The following is a 16169-nucleotide window of genomic DNA, read 5'->3' as shown; positions in this document are numbered from 1 at the left end:
CGGCGCAAGTGGCAGGATCGAGCCCGTGAACCCCTCGACGACCGGCGCCCGCGTGCTCCTCGACGAGCTCGTGCGTCTGGGGCTGCGCGAGGTGGTGCTCTGCCCCGGTTCGCGCTCGGCCCCGCTGGCCTACGCCGCCCATGACCTCGAGCTCGCTGGTCGGATCCGGCTGCACGTGCGGGTCGACGAGCGCAGCGCAGCCTTCCTCGCACTGGGACTGGCCAAGTCCTCCCGGCGTCCCGCGGCCGTCATCACGACGAGCGGCACAGCCGTGGCCAACCTGCACCCTGCGGTGCTCGAGGCGCACCACGGCGCGGTCCCGCTGCTGCTGCTCACCGCTGACCGTCCGCCCGAGCTGCGCGGCATCGGCGCCAACCAGGCGACCGACCAGATCGGCGTCTACGGCGAGCACGTCCGCCTCGCCCTCGAGCTCGAGACGCCCTCCGACCCGGCGCGACAGTCACCCGGTTGGCGCACGGCTGCTGCACGGGCCGTCGCTGCCGCCACCGGTGCCCTCGGCGGGACCGGCGCGGCCGGACCGGTGCACCTCGACCTGCCCTACCGTGACCCGCTGGCGCCGACCGGGCGCGACGACCTGGCGCCGACCGGGCGCGAGGGTCTCGACCCGCTGCTCGGTCGACCCGACGGCGCGCCCTGGGTGACCTTGCCCGAGCCGACCACCGCGACCGCTGACCCGAGCGTCGGCGCAGCGACTCCGCTGACCCATGACCCCGACACCCTCGTCGTCATCGGCGAGCTGCCGACGCGGCAGCACCGTGACGTGGCCCTCGCCTGGGCGACGCACCACGGAGCGCCGGTCATCGCCGAGCCCGGACCGGGGAGCAGCCCGCTCGTCCTGCCCCACGGCGACCGGATCCTCGCGGCGACGGACTGGGTGGGGGAGCACCTCCCTTCGCGCGTCGTGGTCATCGGCCGGCCGACCCTCGGCCGGGCCGTCCCCATGCTCACCCGCGCCCCCGGGCTGCGGGTCGAGGTGGTCACCCCGGGTGAGCCCGGAGCCGCCGGCTGGGCCGACGCCACGCACACCGCCGCGGCGGTCCACCCCTTCGCTGCGCTCGCGGTCCCGGACGAGGAGCGAGGAGCCACCCCCTTCGCCCGCAGGTGGCAGGCCGCAGGGGAGCGCATCGCCGAGGCACTCGCCACCGAAGGCACCGCCCTCGACGGGCCGGCCACTGCAGCGGCCGTCCACGACGCCCTCCCCGAGGGCAGCGCGCTCTTCCTCGGCAGCAGCAGCGTCGCCCGCGACATCGCGCACGGCGTCGCCCGGGTGCGTGAGGACGTGGAGATCGTCACCAGTCGTGGCCTGGCCGGGATCGACGGGTGCGTCTCCACCGCCGTCGGTCTGGCACTCTCGCGGCGCGGCCCGACCGTCGCGCTGCTGGGCGACCTGACCTTCCTCCACGACGCCAACGGCCTGCTCATCGGTCCGGACGAACCCCGACCGGACCTGACGATCGTGGTCGTGGACGACGACGGCGGAAGCATCTTCAGCACCCTCGAGTACGGCGCCGACGAGCTCGCGGGACCGATGCGCCGACTCTTCACCACGCCGACGGGCACCGACATCGAGCTGCTCTGCGCGGCCCACGGGGTGCCCGCCACGACAGTGAGCGGTGCCCAGGGGCTGGCTGATCTGGTGAGCCGTCCGAGCACGGGCATCCGGGTGGTCCGGGTCCCCGTCGACCCGGGGGCCCGTCGGGCTGCCGGTCAGGCGGCGCGTGATGTGGTGATCGCGGCGCTCTCGCGCTGACGAAGCGGCGCTCTCGCGCTGACGAAGCGGCGCTCTCGCGCTGACGAGGGGGAGCGCTCAGCCGCCCAGCGCGGAGCGCATCGGCATCAGCTTGGCCACCGACTCGGCGACCTCGTCCTCGGCGACCGATCCCGCCACGATGCCGCAGCCGGCGTACAGGCGCAGGGACTGCGGGTTGTCGTACCAGCCGCAGCGCAGGGCGATGCCCCACTCGCCGTCGCCGGAGGCGTCCATCCAGCCGACCGGCCCGGCGTAGCGGCCCCGGTCCATCTGCTCCAGCTCGGCGATGACGGCGTCGGCGTCCGTCGTCGGGGTGCCGCACACGGCGGCCGAGGGGTGCAGCGACGCGGCCAGCGCCAGCGAGGTCGACCCGTCACGCACGACGCCCGCGACATCGGTCGCCAGGTGCATGACGTTGTTGAGGTGCAGGACGAAGGGGGTCTCCGGCACGTTGATCGACGAGGTGTGCGCCGTCAGCGCGTCGGCCACCGAGCGCACCGCGTACTCGTGCTCCTCGAGGTCCTTGCTGCTGCGGGCCAGCGACCCGGCGAGGGCCAGGTCGTGGCTGTCGTCGCCGGTGCGGCGGATCGTGCCGGCGAGCACACGCGAGGTGACCAGGCCACGCTCGAGCCGGACGAGCATCTCGGGGGTGGCCCCCACGAGCCCGTCGACGGCGAAGACCCAGGTCGTGTCGTAGTCCTCGACCAGCCGGGTGAGGAGCCAGCGGGGGTCGATGCGCTGCTGGGCGGTGGCCTGGACGGCCCGGGCGAGGACGACCTTGTCGAGGTCGCCGGTGCTGATCCGGGCGACGGCCTCGTCGACCGCACCTGCCCAACGCTCGGCGCTCAGGTCGCGGTCGACGAAGGTGACCTCTCCCGGGTCGCGGGGCCCGGGCTGGGCGGTGAGCGGCTCGTCGGCCGGCGGGACCGTGGAGTCGGTGGTGGTCGTCGTGATCCAGGCGAGGTCCCCGCGGCGTCCGACGACGACCTCGGGCACGACGAGCACGGACTCGGTCTCGGAGCGACGGGAGTAGGCCATCGACCCGAAGGCGATCGGCCCCGTGCCGGGCTCGTCGACGTCGTCGCGCACGATCGCCTCGGCCGTCACATCACGCCACCACGCCTGGGCCCGTTCGAAGCGGTCGGCCCCGGTCGCGCGGAAGGTGGCCACGCGGCCCCAGCCGACCAGGCCCTCGCCCTTGCGTACCCAGGAGACGATGTCGCCGGCGTCCTCGGGCTCCGGGAGCAGTGCCAGCAGGTGGCCGACGCGGGTGACCGGGACGGCGACGGTGCGCACGACCAATGCCGGGTGCGGGGAGCCGAGCGGGTGGGGGACGTCGACGGGCGATGGTGAGGTCATGGCGGGCAACAGCCTACGACCGTAGGTGCGAAGATGAGCACATGAGTCGCGCCACCCTGCAGAAGGACCCCAAGGACGTCGCCGCGATGTTCGACGAGACCGCCGCGAAGTACGACCTGATGAATGACGTGATGTCCCTGGGTCAGACGCGGCTGTGGCGTCGGGCCGTGCTGCGCGCCATCGCCCCCCGGCCGGGCGAGCGCATCCTCGACATCGCCGCCGGCCCCGGCTCCTCCTCCATCCCCCTGCGCCGTGCGGGCGCCGAGGTTGCCTCGGCCGACTTCTCCCTCGGGATGCTGCGCCAGGGCCTCAAGCAGAGCCCCGAGCTGCACTTCACCGCAGCCGACGCGACGCGGCTGCCCTTCGCCGACGAGTCCTTCGACGTGGTGACGATGTCCTTCGGCTTCCGCAATGTCGTCGAGCCGGAGGTGGCGCTGCGCGAGTTCCTGCGGGTGACCCGCCCCGGCGGTCGGCTGCTCATCTGCGAGTTCAGCCAGCCGGTCAACAAGGTCTTCCGCACCGTCTACTCCGAGTACCTCATGGCGGCATTCCCGCCGGTGGCTCGCCGCCTCAGCTCCAACCCGGACTCCTACGTCTACCTCGCCGAGTCGATCCAGTCCTGGCCGGCGCAGGAGCCGCTGGCCCAGATGGTGGCCGGGGCCGGGTGGGGCGATGTCGAGTGGAACAACCTGACCGGCGGGGTCGTGGCGATGCACCGGGCCACCAAGGCCTAGCCGCCCTTTCGCCTCGGCTGGGGCACAAGTTAGGCCAACCTGTGTGACCGAGGTTGTGTCCAGCGAGTAGGCTTCCGGCCGATCGTGAAATACTTCACAAGCAGCTGAGGAACCCTTTCGTGACCAGTTCACTGCCTGCGGCCGACGGCGACCGCAGTGTCGACGTCATCGTCGTCGGAGCCGGCCCCGGTGGCAGCGCCACCGCTGCGTGGTTGGCGAAGGCCGGCAAGGACGTCGTCCTGCTGGAGAAGTCGCGCTTCCCCCGGGACAAGATCTGCGGTGACGGCCTGACCCCGCGTGCGGTGCGTCAGCTGATCAACCTCGGCATCCCCCTGTCAGAGACCGACGGGTGGGCCCACAACAAGGGCCTGCGCATCATCGGCGGCGGCATGCGGCTGCAGCTGGACTGGCCCGATGTCACCTCCTTCCCCGGCTACGGCATGGTCCGGGCCCGCGAGGACCTCGACGAGGTCCTCGCCCGGCACGCGGCCTCCTGCGGGGCCGAGCTCCTCGAGGGACGCAATGTCTCCGAGCCGATCCGTGACGAGGACGGCCGCATCGTCGGCGTCGTCGCCAAGGTCGTCGACGAGCGCGGGCGCGCCACGGGGGAGCGCGAGAGCTACCGAGCGCCCGTCGTCGTCGCCGCTGACGGCGTCTCCTCCCGACTGTCGGTGAAGATGGGCCGCGAGAAGCGCGAGGACCGGCCGATGGCCGTGGCCGTGCGCGCCTACTACGAGACCCCCCGCCACGACGACGAGTACCTCGAGAGCCACCTCGAGCTGTGGTCCCCGACGCCCGACGGGGGGCGCATCCTCATGCCGGGTTACGGCTGGCTCTTCGGTCTGGGCGACGGCCGCTCCAACATCGGGCTCGGGGTGCTCAACACGTCTGAGGCCTTCGGTCGGACCGACTACAAGGACGTCATGCGTCGCTGGGTCGAGACGATGCCGTCCGAGTGGGGCATCAACGAGGGCACGATCACCGGCGAGATCACCGCAGCTGCGCTGCCCATGGCCTTCAACCGCCAGCCGCTCTACGCCGACGGGCTCATGCTCGTGGGTGACTCCGGTGGCATGGTCAACCCCTTCAACGGCGAGGGCATCGACTACGCCCTCGAGGCCGGCCACGCCGCCGCCGAGACGATCGTCCAGGCCCTCGCCCGACCCACCGCCGCCGACCGCGAGCGCGTGCTCGTCTCCTACATCGCGCGGATGAAGGACATGCACGGCGGCTACTTCACCCTCGGTGCCCAGTTCGCCAAGCTCATCGGCAAGCCGGAGATCATGCGCCTGGCGACGAAGTACGGGCTGCCGCGGCAGACCCTGATGAAGTTCATGCTCAAGCTCATGGCCAACCTGCCGGAGGAGAAGGGGGGCGGTCTCGACGACCGTCTCGTCCAGCTCATGACCCGGGTGGCGCCCAATGCATGAGCCCGGCGTCGACGCGCCTCAGGTCACCCCTAGGATCGGGCATGGCGTGCATCACACACAAGAAAGCGAGGCGCAGCGATGAACCCGTACATCCCGCTGCTCATCCTCTTCGCGCTCGGCCTCGGCTTCGCGCTCGTCTCCGTCGGGACGAGCCTGGTCGTGGGCCCGGCCCGCTACAACGCGGCAAAGGCCCAGGCCTACGAGTGCGGCATCCAGCCGACGCCGCAGGCCGCTGAGGGCGGCCGCTTCTCGGTCAAGTACTACCTGACCGCGATGCTGTTCATCATCTTCGACATCGAGGCGCTCTTCCTCTACCCCTTCGCCGTCGCCTTCGACGAGCTCGGGGCCTTCACGCTCGGTGCCGTGGTGCTTTTCCTGTTCAACGCGTTCTTCATCGCTGATGCCTATGTCTGGCGTCGCGGTGGGTTCGAGTGGGACTGACGAGGACGGATCTGACATGGGTATCGAGGAAAAGCTGCCTTCGGGCATCGCACTCACCACGGTCGAGAATCTTGCGGGCTACATGCGCAAGTCGTCGATCTGGCCGGCCACCTTCGGTCTGGCCTGCTGCGCCATCGAGATGATGGCCGTCGGCACGCCGCACTACGACATCGCGCGCTTCGGCATGGAGCGCTTCGCTGCCACGCCGCGCCAGGCCGACCTGATGATCGTCGCCGGTCGGGTGAGCAACAAGATGGCGCCCGTCGTGCGCCAGGTCTACGACCAGATGGCCAACCCCAAGTGGGTCATCTCCATGGGTGTGTGCGCCAGCTCCGGCGGCATGTTCAACAACTACGCGATCGTCCAGGGCGTCGACCACATCATCCCGGTCGACATCTACCTGCCCGGCTGCCCGCCACGGCCGGAGATGCTCCTCAACGCGATCATCACCCTGCACGAGCAGATCCAGAGCACGCCCCTGGGCGTCAACCGGGTCGCCGCCGCCCGCGCCGCCGAGAAGGCCGCGCTGGGCGCCACACCGACGGAGCTGCAGCCCCCCACGCACGATCACGAGGGCCTGCTCGGAAGGAACCTCCTGGCATGACCGACGACTCCAAGGACATCGCCGTCCCCACCCCCGAGGGTGTGCACCCGCAGGGACCCGGCCTCGCCGGCACGGCCAACAAGGGCTTCCCGTCCACGCAGGGCCTGACCGGTGGCAACCGCCCGGTCGAGTACTCCAATGTCGAGGGGGAGCCGGCCGCCGAGGTCGACCCCGAGAACGCGCCCGTCGTGCGCGAGGAGCGTCGGGGCATGTTCGGCGTGCGCGAGGGGCAGGACACCTCCGGCTACGGCGGGCTCAAGCGGTCGATCGCCTTCCCCGGTGCCACGCCGCGGCCCTACGGCGGGTGGTACGACGAGGTCGTCGACCGACTGGCCGAGGCCACCGGCGGTGACCTGCTCGAGCGGGTCGTCGTCCACGCCGACGAGCTGACGCTGCACGTGCGCCGCGAGGACCTGCCCGTCGTCATGCGCGCGCTGCGCGACCGACCGGACCTGCGCTTCGAGATGTGCATGTCCGTCTCCGGCGTGCACTTCCCGCAGCAGGAGGGCGCCGAGCTGCACGTGGCGTACCACCTGCTGTCCATCACCCACGGTGGTCGCCGGCTGCGGGTCGAGGTCACGGCCCCCGACAGCGACCCCCACATCCCGAGTGTCGTCGCGACCTACCCGGCCGCGGACTGGCACGAGCGCGAGACCTGGGACATGTTCGGGGTCATCTTCGACGGTCACCCGTCGTTGACGCGCATCCTCATGCCCGACGACTGGGCCGGGCACCCGCAGCGCAAGGACTATCCGCTGGGTGGCATCCCGGTGGAGTACAAGGGCGGCACCGTCCCGCCGCCCGACCAGCGGAGGTCGTACAACTGATGGCTCGCACGCACACGCACACGGCCGGGGTGCACTCCACCCCCGGGGCCGACGACCTCGCCGAGGGTCATGTCGTCAACGTCCAGGGCGGTGACTGGGACCAGGAGATGGGCGAGCTCGGGATGAACCCCGAGGAGCGCATCGTCCTCAACATGGGTCCGCAGCACCCCTCGACGCACGGCGTGCTCCGACTGATCCTCGAGCTCGACGGCGAGACGGTCACCGAGGCCCGCGCGGGCATCGGGTACCTGCACACCGGCATCGAGAAGAACATGGAGTTCCGGACCTGGACGCAGGGGGTCACCTTCTGCACCCGGATGGACTACCTGACCCCGATGTTCCAGGAGACGGCCTACTGCCTGGCCATCGAGAAGGTCCTGGGCATCACCGCGGACATCCCCGAGCGCGCCAGCGCGATCCGGGTGCTCATGATGGAGCTGACCCGCGTCTCCAGCCACCTGATCTGCCTCGGCACCGGCGGCATGGAGATGGGCGCGACGACGATCATGACGATCGGCTTCCGCGAGCGCGAGCGCATCCTGTCCGTCATCGAGAACATCACCGGCCTGCGGATGAACAACGCCTACGTCCGCCCCGGCGGCGTGGCCCAGGACCTGCCGCACGGCGCGATCGACAAGATCCGCGAGATGATCCCCCAGGTGCGCAAGGGCATCCTCGAGCTCGACAAGCTGCTGCTCGAGAACCCCATCCTCAAGGGCCGCACCAAGAACGTCGGCGTCCTGTCCCTCACCGGCTGCACGGCGCTGGGCATCACCGGCCCGGTCCTGCGCTCGACGGGCCTGCCGCACGACCTGCGCAAGCTGTCGCCCTACTGCGGCTACGAGAAGTACGACTTCGACGTCATCACCCGCACGGGGGCCGACGCCTATGACCGGCTGGTCATCCGCATCGAGGAGATGCGCGAGAGCCTGAAGATCATCGAGCAGGTCATCGACGAGCTGCAGCGCAACCCCGGCGAGACGATGGTCGCGGACAAGCGCATCGCCTGGCCGGCCAAGCTCGCCGTCGGCGGGGACGGCCAGGGCAACAGCCTCGACCACATCCGCGAGATCATGGGCACCTCGATGGAGTCCCTGATCCACCACTTCAAGCTCGTCACCGAAGGCTTCCGGGTTCCGCCCGGCCAGGCCTACGTGGCGATCGAGTCGCCCAAGGGCGAGCTGGGCTGCCACGTCGTCGCCGACGGTGGCACGCGCCCCTACCGGGCCCACTTCCGGGACCCGAGCTTCAACAACCTGCAGGCCGTCGCGGCCATGTGCGAAGGGGGCATGCTCGCCGACGTCATCGTCGCCGTGGCCTCCATCGACCCGGTGATGGGAGGAGTGGACCGCTGATGTCCGTGAACTTTGGAAGGCAGACCGCCTCGGGGCACCTGCACGTGCCCTCGGAGAGCAAGGAGCCATACCCCACCGACGTGCTCGAGCAGCTCTCGCTCGAGGCCGAGCAGGTCATCGCCCGCTACCCGCAGCCGCGCTCGGCGCTGCTGCCGCTGCTGCACCTCGTGCAGAGCCTGGACGGGTACATCACCGGCCGCGGCATCGACTTCTGCGCCCGCACCCTCGACCTGACGACGGCCGAGGTCTCGGGCGTCGCGACCTTCTACACCCAGTACAAGCGCCACCCCAACGGCGAGTACACCGTGGGTGTCTGCACCAACACGCTGTGCGCGATCATGGGCGGCGACCAGATCTGGGAGACCGTCAGCGAGCACCTGGGCATCGGTCACGACGAGACGACCGAGGACGGCAAGATCACCCTCGAGCGCGTCGAGTGCAATGCCGCGTGCGACTACGCCCCGGTCGTCATGACCAACTGGGAGTTCTTCGACAACCAGACCCCGGACTCGACCGTGCAGCTGGTCGACGACCTGCGCTCCGGAGCCCCCGTGGCCCCGACCCGCGGCCCGAGCCGGGTGTGCAGCTTCAAGGAGGTCTCGCGCGTGCTCGCCGGCTTCACCGACGGCCTCGCCGACGAGGGCATCGGTGCCGGACCCGCCTCCCTTCGCGGGGTGGAGCTGGCCAAGCGCGAAGGGTGGACCGCTCCCGGCGAGGAGTCGGCCGCCTCCGTCGACGCCCAGCCGTCCGCGACCGCGGACGGACCCGGCGGCGGGCTGGCCGCAGGTCAGCGGACCTCGGTCGACACCCCGGCCAACGAGCCCGACGAGCGGCCCGGTGGGCAGGACGCCCAGGAGCAGGCGAAGGAGGACGACAAGTGACCACGTTGACCCCGATCCTCACGAAGTTCTGGGACCACCCACAGTCCTGGACCATGGCCACCTACGAGGACAACGAGGGCTACACCGCCCTTCGTCAGGCGATGCAGAGCGACCCGGCCGACCTCATCCAGGCGACCAAGGACTCCGGCCTGCGCGGCCGTGGTGGCGCCGGGTTCCCCACCGGCATGAAGTGGGGCTTCCTGCCTCCGCCGGACGGCGGGCCGCGCTACCTCGTCGTCAACGCGGACGAGTCCGAGCCGGGCACCTGCAAGGACATCCCGCTGCTCATGGCGGCACCGCACTTCCTCATCGAGGGCATCGCGATCACCTCCTTCGCGATCGGCTGCAACCACGCCTTCATCTACCTGCGCGGTGAGGTCGTCCACGTCTACCGGCGCGTCATGCGCGCGGTCGAGGAGGCCTACGCGGCCGGCTACCTCGGCAAGGACATCCTCGGGACGGGCTTCGACCTGGACGTGACCGTCCACGCCGGCGCGGGTGCCTACATCTGCGGCGAGGAGACGGCTCTGCTGGACTCCCTCGAGGGTCGCCGGGGCCAGCCTCGTCTCAAGCCCCCCTTCCCCGCCGTCGCTGGTCTGTACGCCCGCCCGACGGTCGTCAACAACGTCGAGTCCATCGCGTCGGTCCCCGCGATCATCAAGCAGGGTGCCGAGTGGTTCTCCGACATGGGGACCGAGAAGTCGCAGGGCTTCGGCATCTTCTCCCTCTCCGGGCACGTGAAGCACCCCGGCCAGTACGAGGCGCCGCTCGGCATCACGCTGCGCGAGCTGCTCGACATGGCCGGTGGCATGCGCGACCCGGGTCACCCGCTGAAGTTCTGGACCCCCGGTGGCTCGTCGACGCCGATGTTCACCGACCAGCACCTCGACGTGCCCCTGGACTTCGAGTCCGTCGCTGCCAACGGCTCGATGCTCGGCACGCGTGCGCTGCAGATCTTCGACGACACCGTCTCGGTCGTGCGCGCCGTGAGCCGCTGGACCGACTTCTACATGCACGAGTCCTGCGGCAAGTGCACCCCGTGCCGTGAGGGCACGTGGTGGCTCGCGCAGATCCTGCAGCGGATCGAGCACGGTCAGGGGACCCCCGAGGACATCGACAAGCTCGTCGACATCTGCGACAACATCCTCGGACGGGCCTTCTGCGCCCTCGGTGACGGTGCCACCAGCCCGATCACCTCTGCCGTGAAGTACTTCCGTGAGGAGTTCGAGGCCGGGTGCCACACCCCGGCCGCTGAGCTCTTCCCGCCCGCCGCCTCGACGCTCTTCGCCAAGGAGCAGAACACGATGGTGACCGCATGAGCGTCACGAGCGACAAGAACCCGGCGTCGAACGAGGTCAAGCCCGACCTCATCGGCGTGACCATCGACGGCATCGCCGTCTCGGTCCCCAAGAACACCCTGGTCATCCGGGCCGCGGAGGAGGCGGGGATCGAGATCCCGCGCTTCTGCGACCACCCGCTCCTGGAGCCCGTCGGCGCCTGCCGCCAGTGCCTCGTCGAGGTGGCGACGCCCGACCGCGAGGGCAATGTCAAGCCGATGCCCAAGCCGCAGGCCAGCTGCACCATGACGGTCAGCGAAGGCATGCAGGTGCGCACGCAGCACTCCTCGCCGGTCGCCGACAAGGCGCAGCAGGGCATCATGGAGATGCTCCTCATCAACCACCCGCTCGACTGCCCGGTCTGCGACAAGGGCGGCGAGTGCCCCCTGCAGAACCAGTCGATGAGCCACGGCCGGGCCACCTCGCGCTTCGACGACATCAAGCGCACCTACCCCAAGCCGATCAACATCTCCTCGCAGGTCCTGCTCGACCGTGACCGGTGCGTGCTCTGCGCACGCTGCACCCGCTTCTCCGACCAGATCGCCGGCGACCCCTTCATCGCGCTCGTCGAGCGAGGCGCCCTCCAGCAGGTCGGCATCTACGAGGACCAGCCCTTCGAGTCCTACTTCTCGGGCAACACCGTGCAGATCTGCCCGGTCGGCGCGCTGACCGGTGCCGCCTACCGCTTCCGCTCTCGCCCCTTCGACCTCGTCTCCACCCCCGACGTCTGCGAGCACTGCGCCGACGGCTGCGCGATCCGTACCGACCACCGCCGCGGCACCGTCCTGCGCCGGATGGCCGGCAACGACCCGCAGGTCAACGAGGAGTGGAACTGCGACAAGGGTCGCTGGGCCTTCAACCACGCCAGTCTCGGTGACCGCTTCGAGTTCCCGATGGTCCGCGATGTCGGCGGAGAGCTGCGGGTCGTCTCCTGGCAGGAGGCGCTGACCGCCGCCGCCGAGGGTCTGCGTGCCGCGCGGGGCCACGGCGTGCTCGTCGGCGGGCGGGTGAGCGTCGAGGACGCGTACGCCTACGCCACCTTCGCCCGCTCGGTGCTGCGCACGGAGCACGTCGACCACCGCGCCCGCCCGCACTCCGCGGACGAGCGCGACTTCCTGCTGCGCCACGTCGCGGGGACCACGCCGGAGACCGGCGTGACCTACGACGAGATCGGCGCAGCCGGCTCGGTCCTGCTCGTCGGCCTGGAGCCGGAGGAGGAGAGCCCGATCCTCTTCCTGCGACTGCGCAAGGCCTACCGCGAGGCCAAGACGACGATCCACTCGATCGCCCCGCTGGCCACCCGTGGCCTCGACAAGCTGGGCGGCACGCTCATCCCGTCCGCGCCCGGCACCGAGACCGAGGTGCTGACCGCGCTCACCGGCGAGGTCGGGCCCGGCTCGGACACTGACCCGATCACCACCGCCCACGCCGCCCTGCGCGGCGAGCGGCCGATCATCCTCGTCGGCGAGCGACTGGCGACCGTGCCCGGCGCACTGCCCGCCGCCGCCGAGCTCGCGCGGGCGACCGGGGCACGTCTGGCCTGGATCCCGCGTCGTGCAGGGGAGCGCGGTGCCGTCGAGGCCGGCTGTCTGCCCGGCGAGGGTGCTCTCGACACTGCCGGCATCGTTGCCGGCGCGGCCTCCGGCCAGCTCGGTGCCCTCGTCGTCGGTGGCGTGGACGCGCACGACCTCGGCCTCCCCGGAGCGAGCGAAGCCTTCGAGCGCTCCTTCGTCGTCTCCCTCGAGATCCGGCCCAGCAGCGTCACCGAGCACGCCGACGTCGTGCTCCCCGTCGCCCCGCACGCCGAACGCGCAGGTGCCTTCGTCAACTGGGAGGGTCGCGTGCGGCCCTTCGAGGCTGCCCTGTCGACCAATGCGCTGCCCGACCACCGGGTGCTGCACATGCTGGCCGACGAGATGGGCGAGTTCCTCGGGACCCGCACCGCCGCCGAGGCCCGCAGCTCGCTGGAGGCCACCACGCCCCCGGCCGCCAAGGGCTACCCGCCGCGCGTGCGGCGCGCCCCGGTGCCCGAGCCCGGGACCGGTGAGCTGGTCCTGGCCACCTGGCGCCTCATGCTCGACGAGGCGACGATGCAGGAGGGCGAGCCCTTCCTCGCGGGGACGGCCAAGGCGCCGCGCGCCCACGTCTCCCCGGCGACCGCCCTGGCCTTCGGACTCGCCGAGGGTGACCTCGTCACCGTCCTGGGCGATGACGTGCGGGTGACCGTCCCCGTCGTCATCCAGGACATGGTCGACCACGTCGTGTGGTTGCCGACCAACTCGAGCAGCTGCGATCTGCGCAGCCTCGCTGGCCGAGCCGGAGCCATCGTCTCCGTCACGAAGGGTGGTGCGGCATGACCGGTCTGTCACTCCTGATCGCCGCTGCGGACAAGCCGGTGGCAGCTGACTTCAGCGACACCCCGCTGTGGCTCTCGCTGGTCAAGGCGCTCTTCCTCTTCGTCTACCTGCTCGTGTCCGTGCTGCTCGTCATCTGGTTCGAGCGCCGCGTCATCGGCCGGATGCAGCAGCGGCCCGGGCCCAACCGCACCGGACCCTTCGGTCTGCTGCAGACCCTCGCCGACGGCATGAAGTCGATGCTCAAGGAGGACGTGCGCCCGAAGGGGGCCGACGCGCTGATCTTCACGATCGCGCCGGTGATCTTCGCCTCGATGGCCTTCGTCGCCTTCTCGATCATGCCGCTCGGCGGGATGGTCTGGATGTTCGGTCACCACACGCCGCTGCAGCTGACCGACCTGCCGGTCGCCGCCCTTCTCGTCCTCGCGGTCGCCGGTGTCGCCGCCTACGGCATCGTCCTGGGCGGTTGGTCGGCCGGCTCCACCTACCCGCTGCTCGGTGGTCTGCGCGCCACCGCCCAGCTGATCTCCTACGAGATCGCGATGGGCCTGGCCCTGGTCGCGGTCTTCATGTACTCGGGCTCGATGAGCACGAGCGAGATCGTCGCGGCCCAGGCCGACCTCTGGTACATCATCCCGGCCTGCGTCTCCTTCGTCATCTACGTCATCACGATGGTCGGCGAGACCAACCGCCTGCCCTTCGACCTCGCCGAGGGCGAGGGCGAGATCGTCGGTGGCTACTTCACCGAGTACTCCGGCATGCGCTTCGCCATGTTCTTCCTCGGCGAGTACATCAACATGTTCACCGTCTCCGCGCTGGCCACGACGCTCTTCCTCGGCGGCTGGCAGGCACCTCCCGGCATCGCCGCGATCGGCGACGGCATGCTCAACACCGGCTGGTGGGGCCTGCTGTGGTTCTCGGTCAAGCTGTGGATGTTCATGTACTTCTTCGTCTGGCTGCGCGGCACGCTGCCGCGCACCCGGTACGACCAGTTCATGCGTTTCGGCTGGAAGTTCCTCATCCCCGTCACCGTGGCGTGGGTCATCGCGGTGGCCTTCATCCGTGGCGCCGACGCCGGCTTCTTCGGCGACGGCACCGTCGGGATCTTCGGCCTGAACTTCCCCGTCTCCTCGCTGATCATCGTCGCGGTCCTCGCCGTCCTCGTCCTGGGGTCCACCTGGATCTGGGAGAGCAAGGTCGAGGCCAGGGCCCATGCCCAGGAAGAGGAATCGATCGTGCCCGACGAGATCGACCCATGGGCCGAGGGGTACCCCGTCCCGCCGATGCCCGGACAGCGTCTCGTCGAGAGCCGTGGCGCCACCGCGATCGACACCAAGCCCGCGACCACCGGGGCGGCAGCGCCGACCCGTGAGGAGGAGCAGCACCGTGGCTGACGATTCCCAGGGAGGGTTCTTCTCGGACCTCTTCGCCCCCGTAGCCGGGTTCGGCGTGACCTTCGCGACGATGTTTCGCAAGGTCGCCACCCAGGAGTACCCCGAGGTCAAGTGGCCCACCCAGCCACGCTTCCACGGTCGGCACCAGCTCAACCGTCACCCCGACGGGCTGGAGAAGTGCATCGGCTGCGAGCTGTGCGCGTGGGCCTGCCCGGCCGACGCGATCCTCGTGCAGGGCGGCGACAACGACGACGAGCGCGGCCTGCGCTTCAGCCCCGGCGAGCGATACGGGCACATCTACCAGATCAACTACCTGCGCTGCATCTTCTGCGGGCTGTGCATCGAGGCCTGCCCGACGCGAGCGCTGACGATGACCAACGACTACGAGCTGGCGGACAACAACCGCGCCGACCTGATCTTCACCAAGGAGCAGCTGCTCGCCCCGATGCAGGAGGGGATGCTCCCGGCGCCCCACCCGATGGTCGAGGGCATGCAGGAGCGCGACTACTACCAGGGCAAGGTCGCCACGGCCACCGACGCCCAGCGCGAGTGGGTCGACCAGCACGCTGCGGCGAAGAGCGACGAGGCCGCACCGACGGACACCACGGAGGAGGTCCGATGACGGGCACCGGAGAGGCCGCAGTCTTCTGGGTCCTCAGCTGCATCGCCGTCCCGGGCGCGCTGGCCCTGCTCTTCGCCCGCAAGGCGGTGCACGCGGCCATCGGCATGGTGCTGACGATGATCATCCTCGGTGTCTTCTACCTCCTGCAGGAGGCGGACTTCCTCGGTGTCGTGCACATCTTCGTCTACACCGGCGCCGTGATGATGCTCTTCCTCTTCGTCGTCATGCTCGTCGGCGTCGACCACTCCTCCTCGCTCGTCGAGCCGCTCAAGGGTCAGCGACTGCTGACCGTGCTGCTCTCGCTCGCTGCGATCGTCTTGCTCTTCGGCGCCATCGGCAAGGTCAGCTACACCGGTGACCCGTCACTGGCGGAGGTCAATGCCGACCCCGGCAATGTCGAGGCGATCGCCTACCTCGCCTTCGGCAAGTACGTCTGGCTCTTCGAGGTCACTGCCGCCCTGCTGACGGTCGCAGCGCTCGGCGCCATGGTCTTCGCCCACCGCGAGCGGATCATCGCCAAGCCGACGCAGAAGGAGTGGATGGCCAAGCGCTTCCGGGACGGCAAGAACCTCGCCGGCCTGCCCGTCCCCGGCGTCTACGCCCGGCACAACGCGGTCGACACCCCGGCGCTCCTGCCCGACGGCAGCGTCTCCGAGCTCTCCCTCAACCGAGTCCTCGTGGCCCGTGACCAGGTCACCACCCCGACCCGGTACACGCAGCTCGAGGACGCCGAGACCACGACCGAAGGGGGCCTGGAGCGATGAGCCCGATGAACTACATCTACCTCGCGATCATCCTCTTCACGATCGGCAGCGCCACCGTCCTGCTCCGCCGCAACGCGATCGTCGTCTTCATGGGTGTGGAGCTCATGCTGAACGCTGCCTCGCTCGCCTTCGTGACCTTCGCCCGCATGCACGGATCGATCGAGGGGCAGGTGATCGCCATGTTCGTCATGGTCGTCGCTGCCGCCGAGGTCGTCGTCGGACTGGCCATCATCATGGCCGTCTTCCGTGCCCGCCGCTCGGCCTCGGTCGACGACGCCAACCTCCTGAAGCTGTAA

General features: G+C 70.2%; 15 protein-coding genes. 14 read left to right on the top strand and 1 reads right to left on the bottom strand.

Features of this window, described 5'->3' with window-relative positions:
- The first annotated feature begins 25 nt into the window (after window positions 1-25).
- On the top strand, window positions 26-1771 hold the full coding sequence (gene menD / locus ASG73_RS14800; RefSeq protein WP_055996890.1) for a 2-succinyl-5-enolpyruvyl-6-hydroxy-3-cyclohexene-1-carboxylic-acid synthase: 1746 nt from the start codon (window positions 26-28) through the stop codon (window positions 1769-1771).
- Between the two features lie 57 nt (window positions 1772-1828).
- On the opposite strand, the gene ASG73_RS14795 is transcribed toward menD, so the two are convergent.
- Entirely contained in the window at window positions 1829-3130 is a 1302-nt protein-coding gene (locus ASG73_RS14795; protein WP_055996887.1) for an isochorismate synthase, read from the bottom strand.
- A gap of 41 nt (window positions 3131-3171) precedes the next feature.
- Here ASG73_RS14795 and ASG73_RS14790 point away from each other — a divergent pair, with 41 nt between their 5' ends.
- The 13 genes from ASG73_RS14790 to nuoK all read left to right on the top strand — a co-directional run bounded on the left by ASG73_RS14790 (window position 3172) and on the right by nuoK (window position 16169).
- Window positions 3172-3864 carry a demethylmenaquinone methyltransferase gene (locus tag ASG73_RS14790; RefSeq protein WP_055996884.1) on the top strand — a complete coding sequence of 231 codons (693 nt, stop codon included), beginning with the start codon at window positions 3172-3174 and terminating at the stop codon, window positions 3862-3864.
- 119 nt (window positions 3865-3983) lie between these two features.
- Window positions 3984-5294: a geranylgeranyl reductase family protein gene (locus ASG73_RS14785; RefSeq protein WP_082567283.1), complete on the top strand. Its 1311-nt coding sequence runs from the start codon at window positions 3984-3986 to the stop codon at window positions 5292-5294.
- Window positions 5295-5372: 78 nt separating this feature from the next.
- A complete protein-coding gene (locus ASG73_RS14780) occupies window positions 5373-5735 on the top strand; it encodes an NADH-quinone oxidoreductase subunit A (RefSeq protein ID WP_055996881.1) in 363 nt (120 codons plus the stop codon).
- Window positions 5736-5751: 16 nt separating this feature from the next.
- Window positions 5752-6339 carry a NuoB/complex I 20 kDa subunit family protein gene (locus ASG73_RS14775; protein ID WP_055996878.1) on the top strand — a complete coding sequence of 196 codons (588 nt, stop codon included), beginning with the start codon at window positions 5752-5754 and terminating at the stop codon, window positions 6337-6339.
- Entirely contained in the window at window positions 6336-7166 is an 831-nt protein-coding gene (locus ASG73_RS14770) for an NADH-quinone oxidoreductase subunit C (RefSeq protein ID WP_082567282.1), read from the top strand. Before ASG73_RS14775 ends, ASG73_RS14770 begins: the two co-directional genes overlap by 4 nt.
- Window positions 7166-8521: an NADH-quinone oxidoreductase subunit D gene (locus ASG73_RS14765; RefSeq protein WP_055996875.1), complete on the top strand. Its 1356-nt coding sequence runs from the start codon at window positions 7166-7168 to the stop codon at window positions 8519-8521. Before ASG73_RS14770 ends, ASG73_RS14765 begins: the two co-directional genes overlap by 1 nt.
- The gene (gene nuoE, locus ASG73_RS14760) at window positions 8521-9402 is read left to right on the top strand and encodes an NADH-quinone oxidoreductase subunit NuoE (RefSeq protein WP_055996872.1); all 882 of its coding nucleotides are present in this window, start codon (window positions 8521-8523) and stop codon (window positions 9400-9402) included. Before ASG73_RS14765 ends, nuoE begins: the two co-directional genes overlap by 1 nt.
- Before the next feature lie 53 nt (window positions 9403-9455).
- Window positions 9456-10721 (top strand): NADH-quinone oxidoreductase subunit NuoF, encoded by a 1266-nt coding sequence (nuoF, locus tag ASG73_RS14755; protein ID WP_055997610.1) that lies wholly within the window; start codon window positions 9456-9458, stop codon window positions 10719-10721.
- Window positions 10718-13096 carry an NADH-quinone oxidoreductase subunit G gene (locus ASG73_RS14750; protein WP_055996869.1) on the top strand — a complete coding sequence of 793 codons (2379 nt, stop codon included), beginning with the start codon at window positions 10718-10720 and terminating at the stop codon, window positions 13094-13096. Before nuoF ends, ASG73_RS14750 begins: the two co-directional genes overlap by 4 nt.
- Entirely contained in the window at window positions 13093-14487 is a 1395-nt protein-coding gene (nuoH, locus tag ASG73_RS14745; protein WP_055996866.1) for an NADH-quinone oxidoreductase subunit NuoH, read from the top strand. Before ASG73_RS14750 ends, nuoH begins: the two co-directional genes overlap by 4 nt.
- Window positions 14480-15109, top strand: a complete 630-nt coding sequence (gene nuoI, locus ASG73_RS14740) for an NADH-quinone oxidoreductase subunit NuoI (protein ID WP_055996863.1) — start codon at window positions 14480-14482, stop codon at window positions 15107-15109. Before nuoH ends, nuoI begins: the two co-directional genes overlap by 8 nt.
- Window positions 15106-15873: an NADH-quinone oxidoreductase subunit J gene (locus ASG73_RS14735; protein ID WP_055996861.1), complete on the top strand. Its 768-nt coding sequence runs from the start codon at window positions 15106-15108 to the stop codon at window positions 15871-15873. The genes nuoI and ASG73_RS14735 overlap by 4 nt, the downstream gene beginning before the upstream one ends.
- Window positions 15870-16169 (top strand): NADH-quinone oxidoreductase subunit NuoK, encoded by a 300-nt coding sequence (nuoK, locus tag ASG73_RS14730; RefSeq protein WP_055996858.1) that lies wholly within the window; start codon window positions 15870-15872, stop codon window positions 16167-16169. The genes ASG73_RS14735 and nuoK overlap by 4 nt, the downstream gene beginning before the upstream one ends.

This window comes from Janibacter sp. Soil728 (assembly GCF_001428305.1).
Taxonomy (GTDB): Bacteria; Actinomycetota; Actinomycetes; order Actinomycetales; family Dermatophilaceae; genus Janibacter.
The sequence above is the reverse complement of the archived record's forward strand: the minus strand, read 5'-3'. Positions and strand labels throughout refer to the sequence as shown.

Bases quoted from the DNA above. Each gene is read 5' to 3' on its own strand.
- ASG73_RS14795 (WP_055996887.1), bottom strand. From the start codon at position 3,130: ATGACCTCACCATCGCCCGTCGACGTCCCCCACCCGCTCGGCTCCCCG.
- ASG73_RS14790 (WP_055996884.1), top strand. From the start codon at position 3,172: ATGAGTCGCGCCACCCTGCAGAAGGACCCCAAGGACGTCGCCGCGATG.
- ASG73_RS14780 (WP_055996881.1), top strand. From the start codon at position 5,373: ATGAACCCGTACATCCCGCTGCTCATCCTCTTCGCGCTCGGCCTCGGC.
- ASG73_RS14775 (WP_055996878.1), top strand. From the start codon at position 5,752: ATGGGTATCGAGGAAAAGCTGCCTTCGGGCATCGCACTCACCACGGTC.
- ASG73_RS14770 (WP_082567282.1), top strand. From the start codon at position 6,336: ATGACCGACGACTCCAAGGACATCGCCGTCCCCACCCCCGAGGGTGTG.
- ASG73_RS14765 (WP_055996875.1), top strand. From the start codon at position 7,166: ATGGCTCGCACGCACACGCACACGGCCGGGGTGCACTCCACCCCCGGG.
- nuoE (WP_055996872.1), top strand. From the start codon at position 8,521: ATGTCCGTGAACTTTGGAAGGCAGACCGCCTCGGGGCACCTGCACGTG.
- nuoF (WP_055997610.1), top strand. From the start codon at position 9,456: ATGGCCACCTACGAGGACAACGAGGGCTACACCGCCCTTCGTCAGGCG.
- ASG73_RS14750 (WP_055996869.1), top strand. From the start codon at position 10,718: ATGAGCGTCACGAGCGACAAGAACCCGGCGTCGAACGAGGTCAAGCCC.
- nuoH (WP_055996866.1), top strand. From the start codon at position 13,093: ATGACCGGTCTGTCACTCCTGATCGCCGCTGCGGACAAGCCGGTGGCA.
- ASG73_RS14735 (WP_055996861.1), top strand. From the start codon at position 15,106: ATGACGGGCACCGGAGAGGCCGCAGTCTTCTGGGTCCTCAGCTGCATC.
- nuoK (WP_055996858.1), top strand. From the start codon at position 15,870: ATGAGCCCGATGAACTACATCTACCTCGCGATCATCCTCTTCACGATC.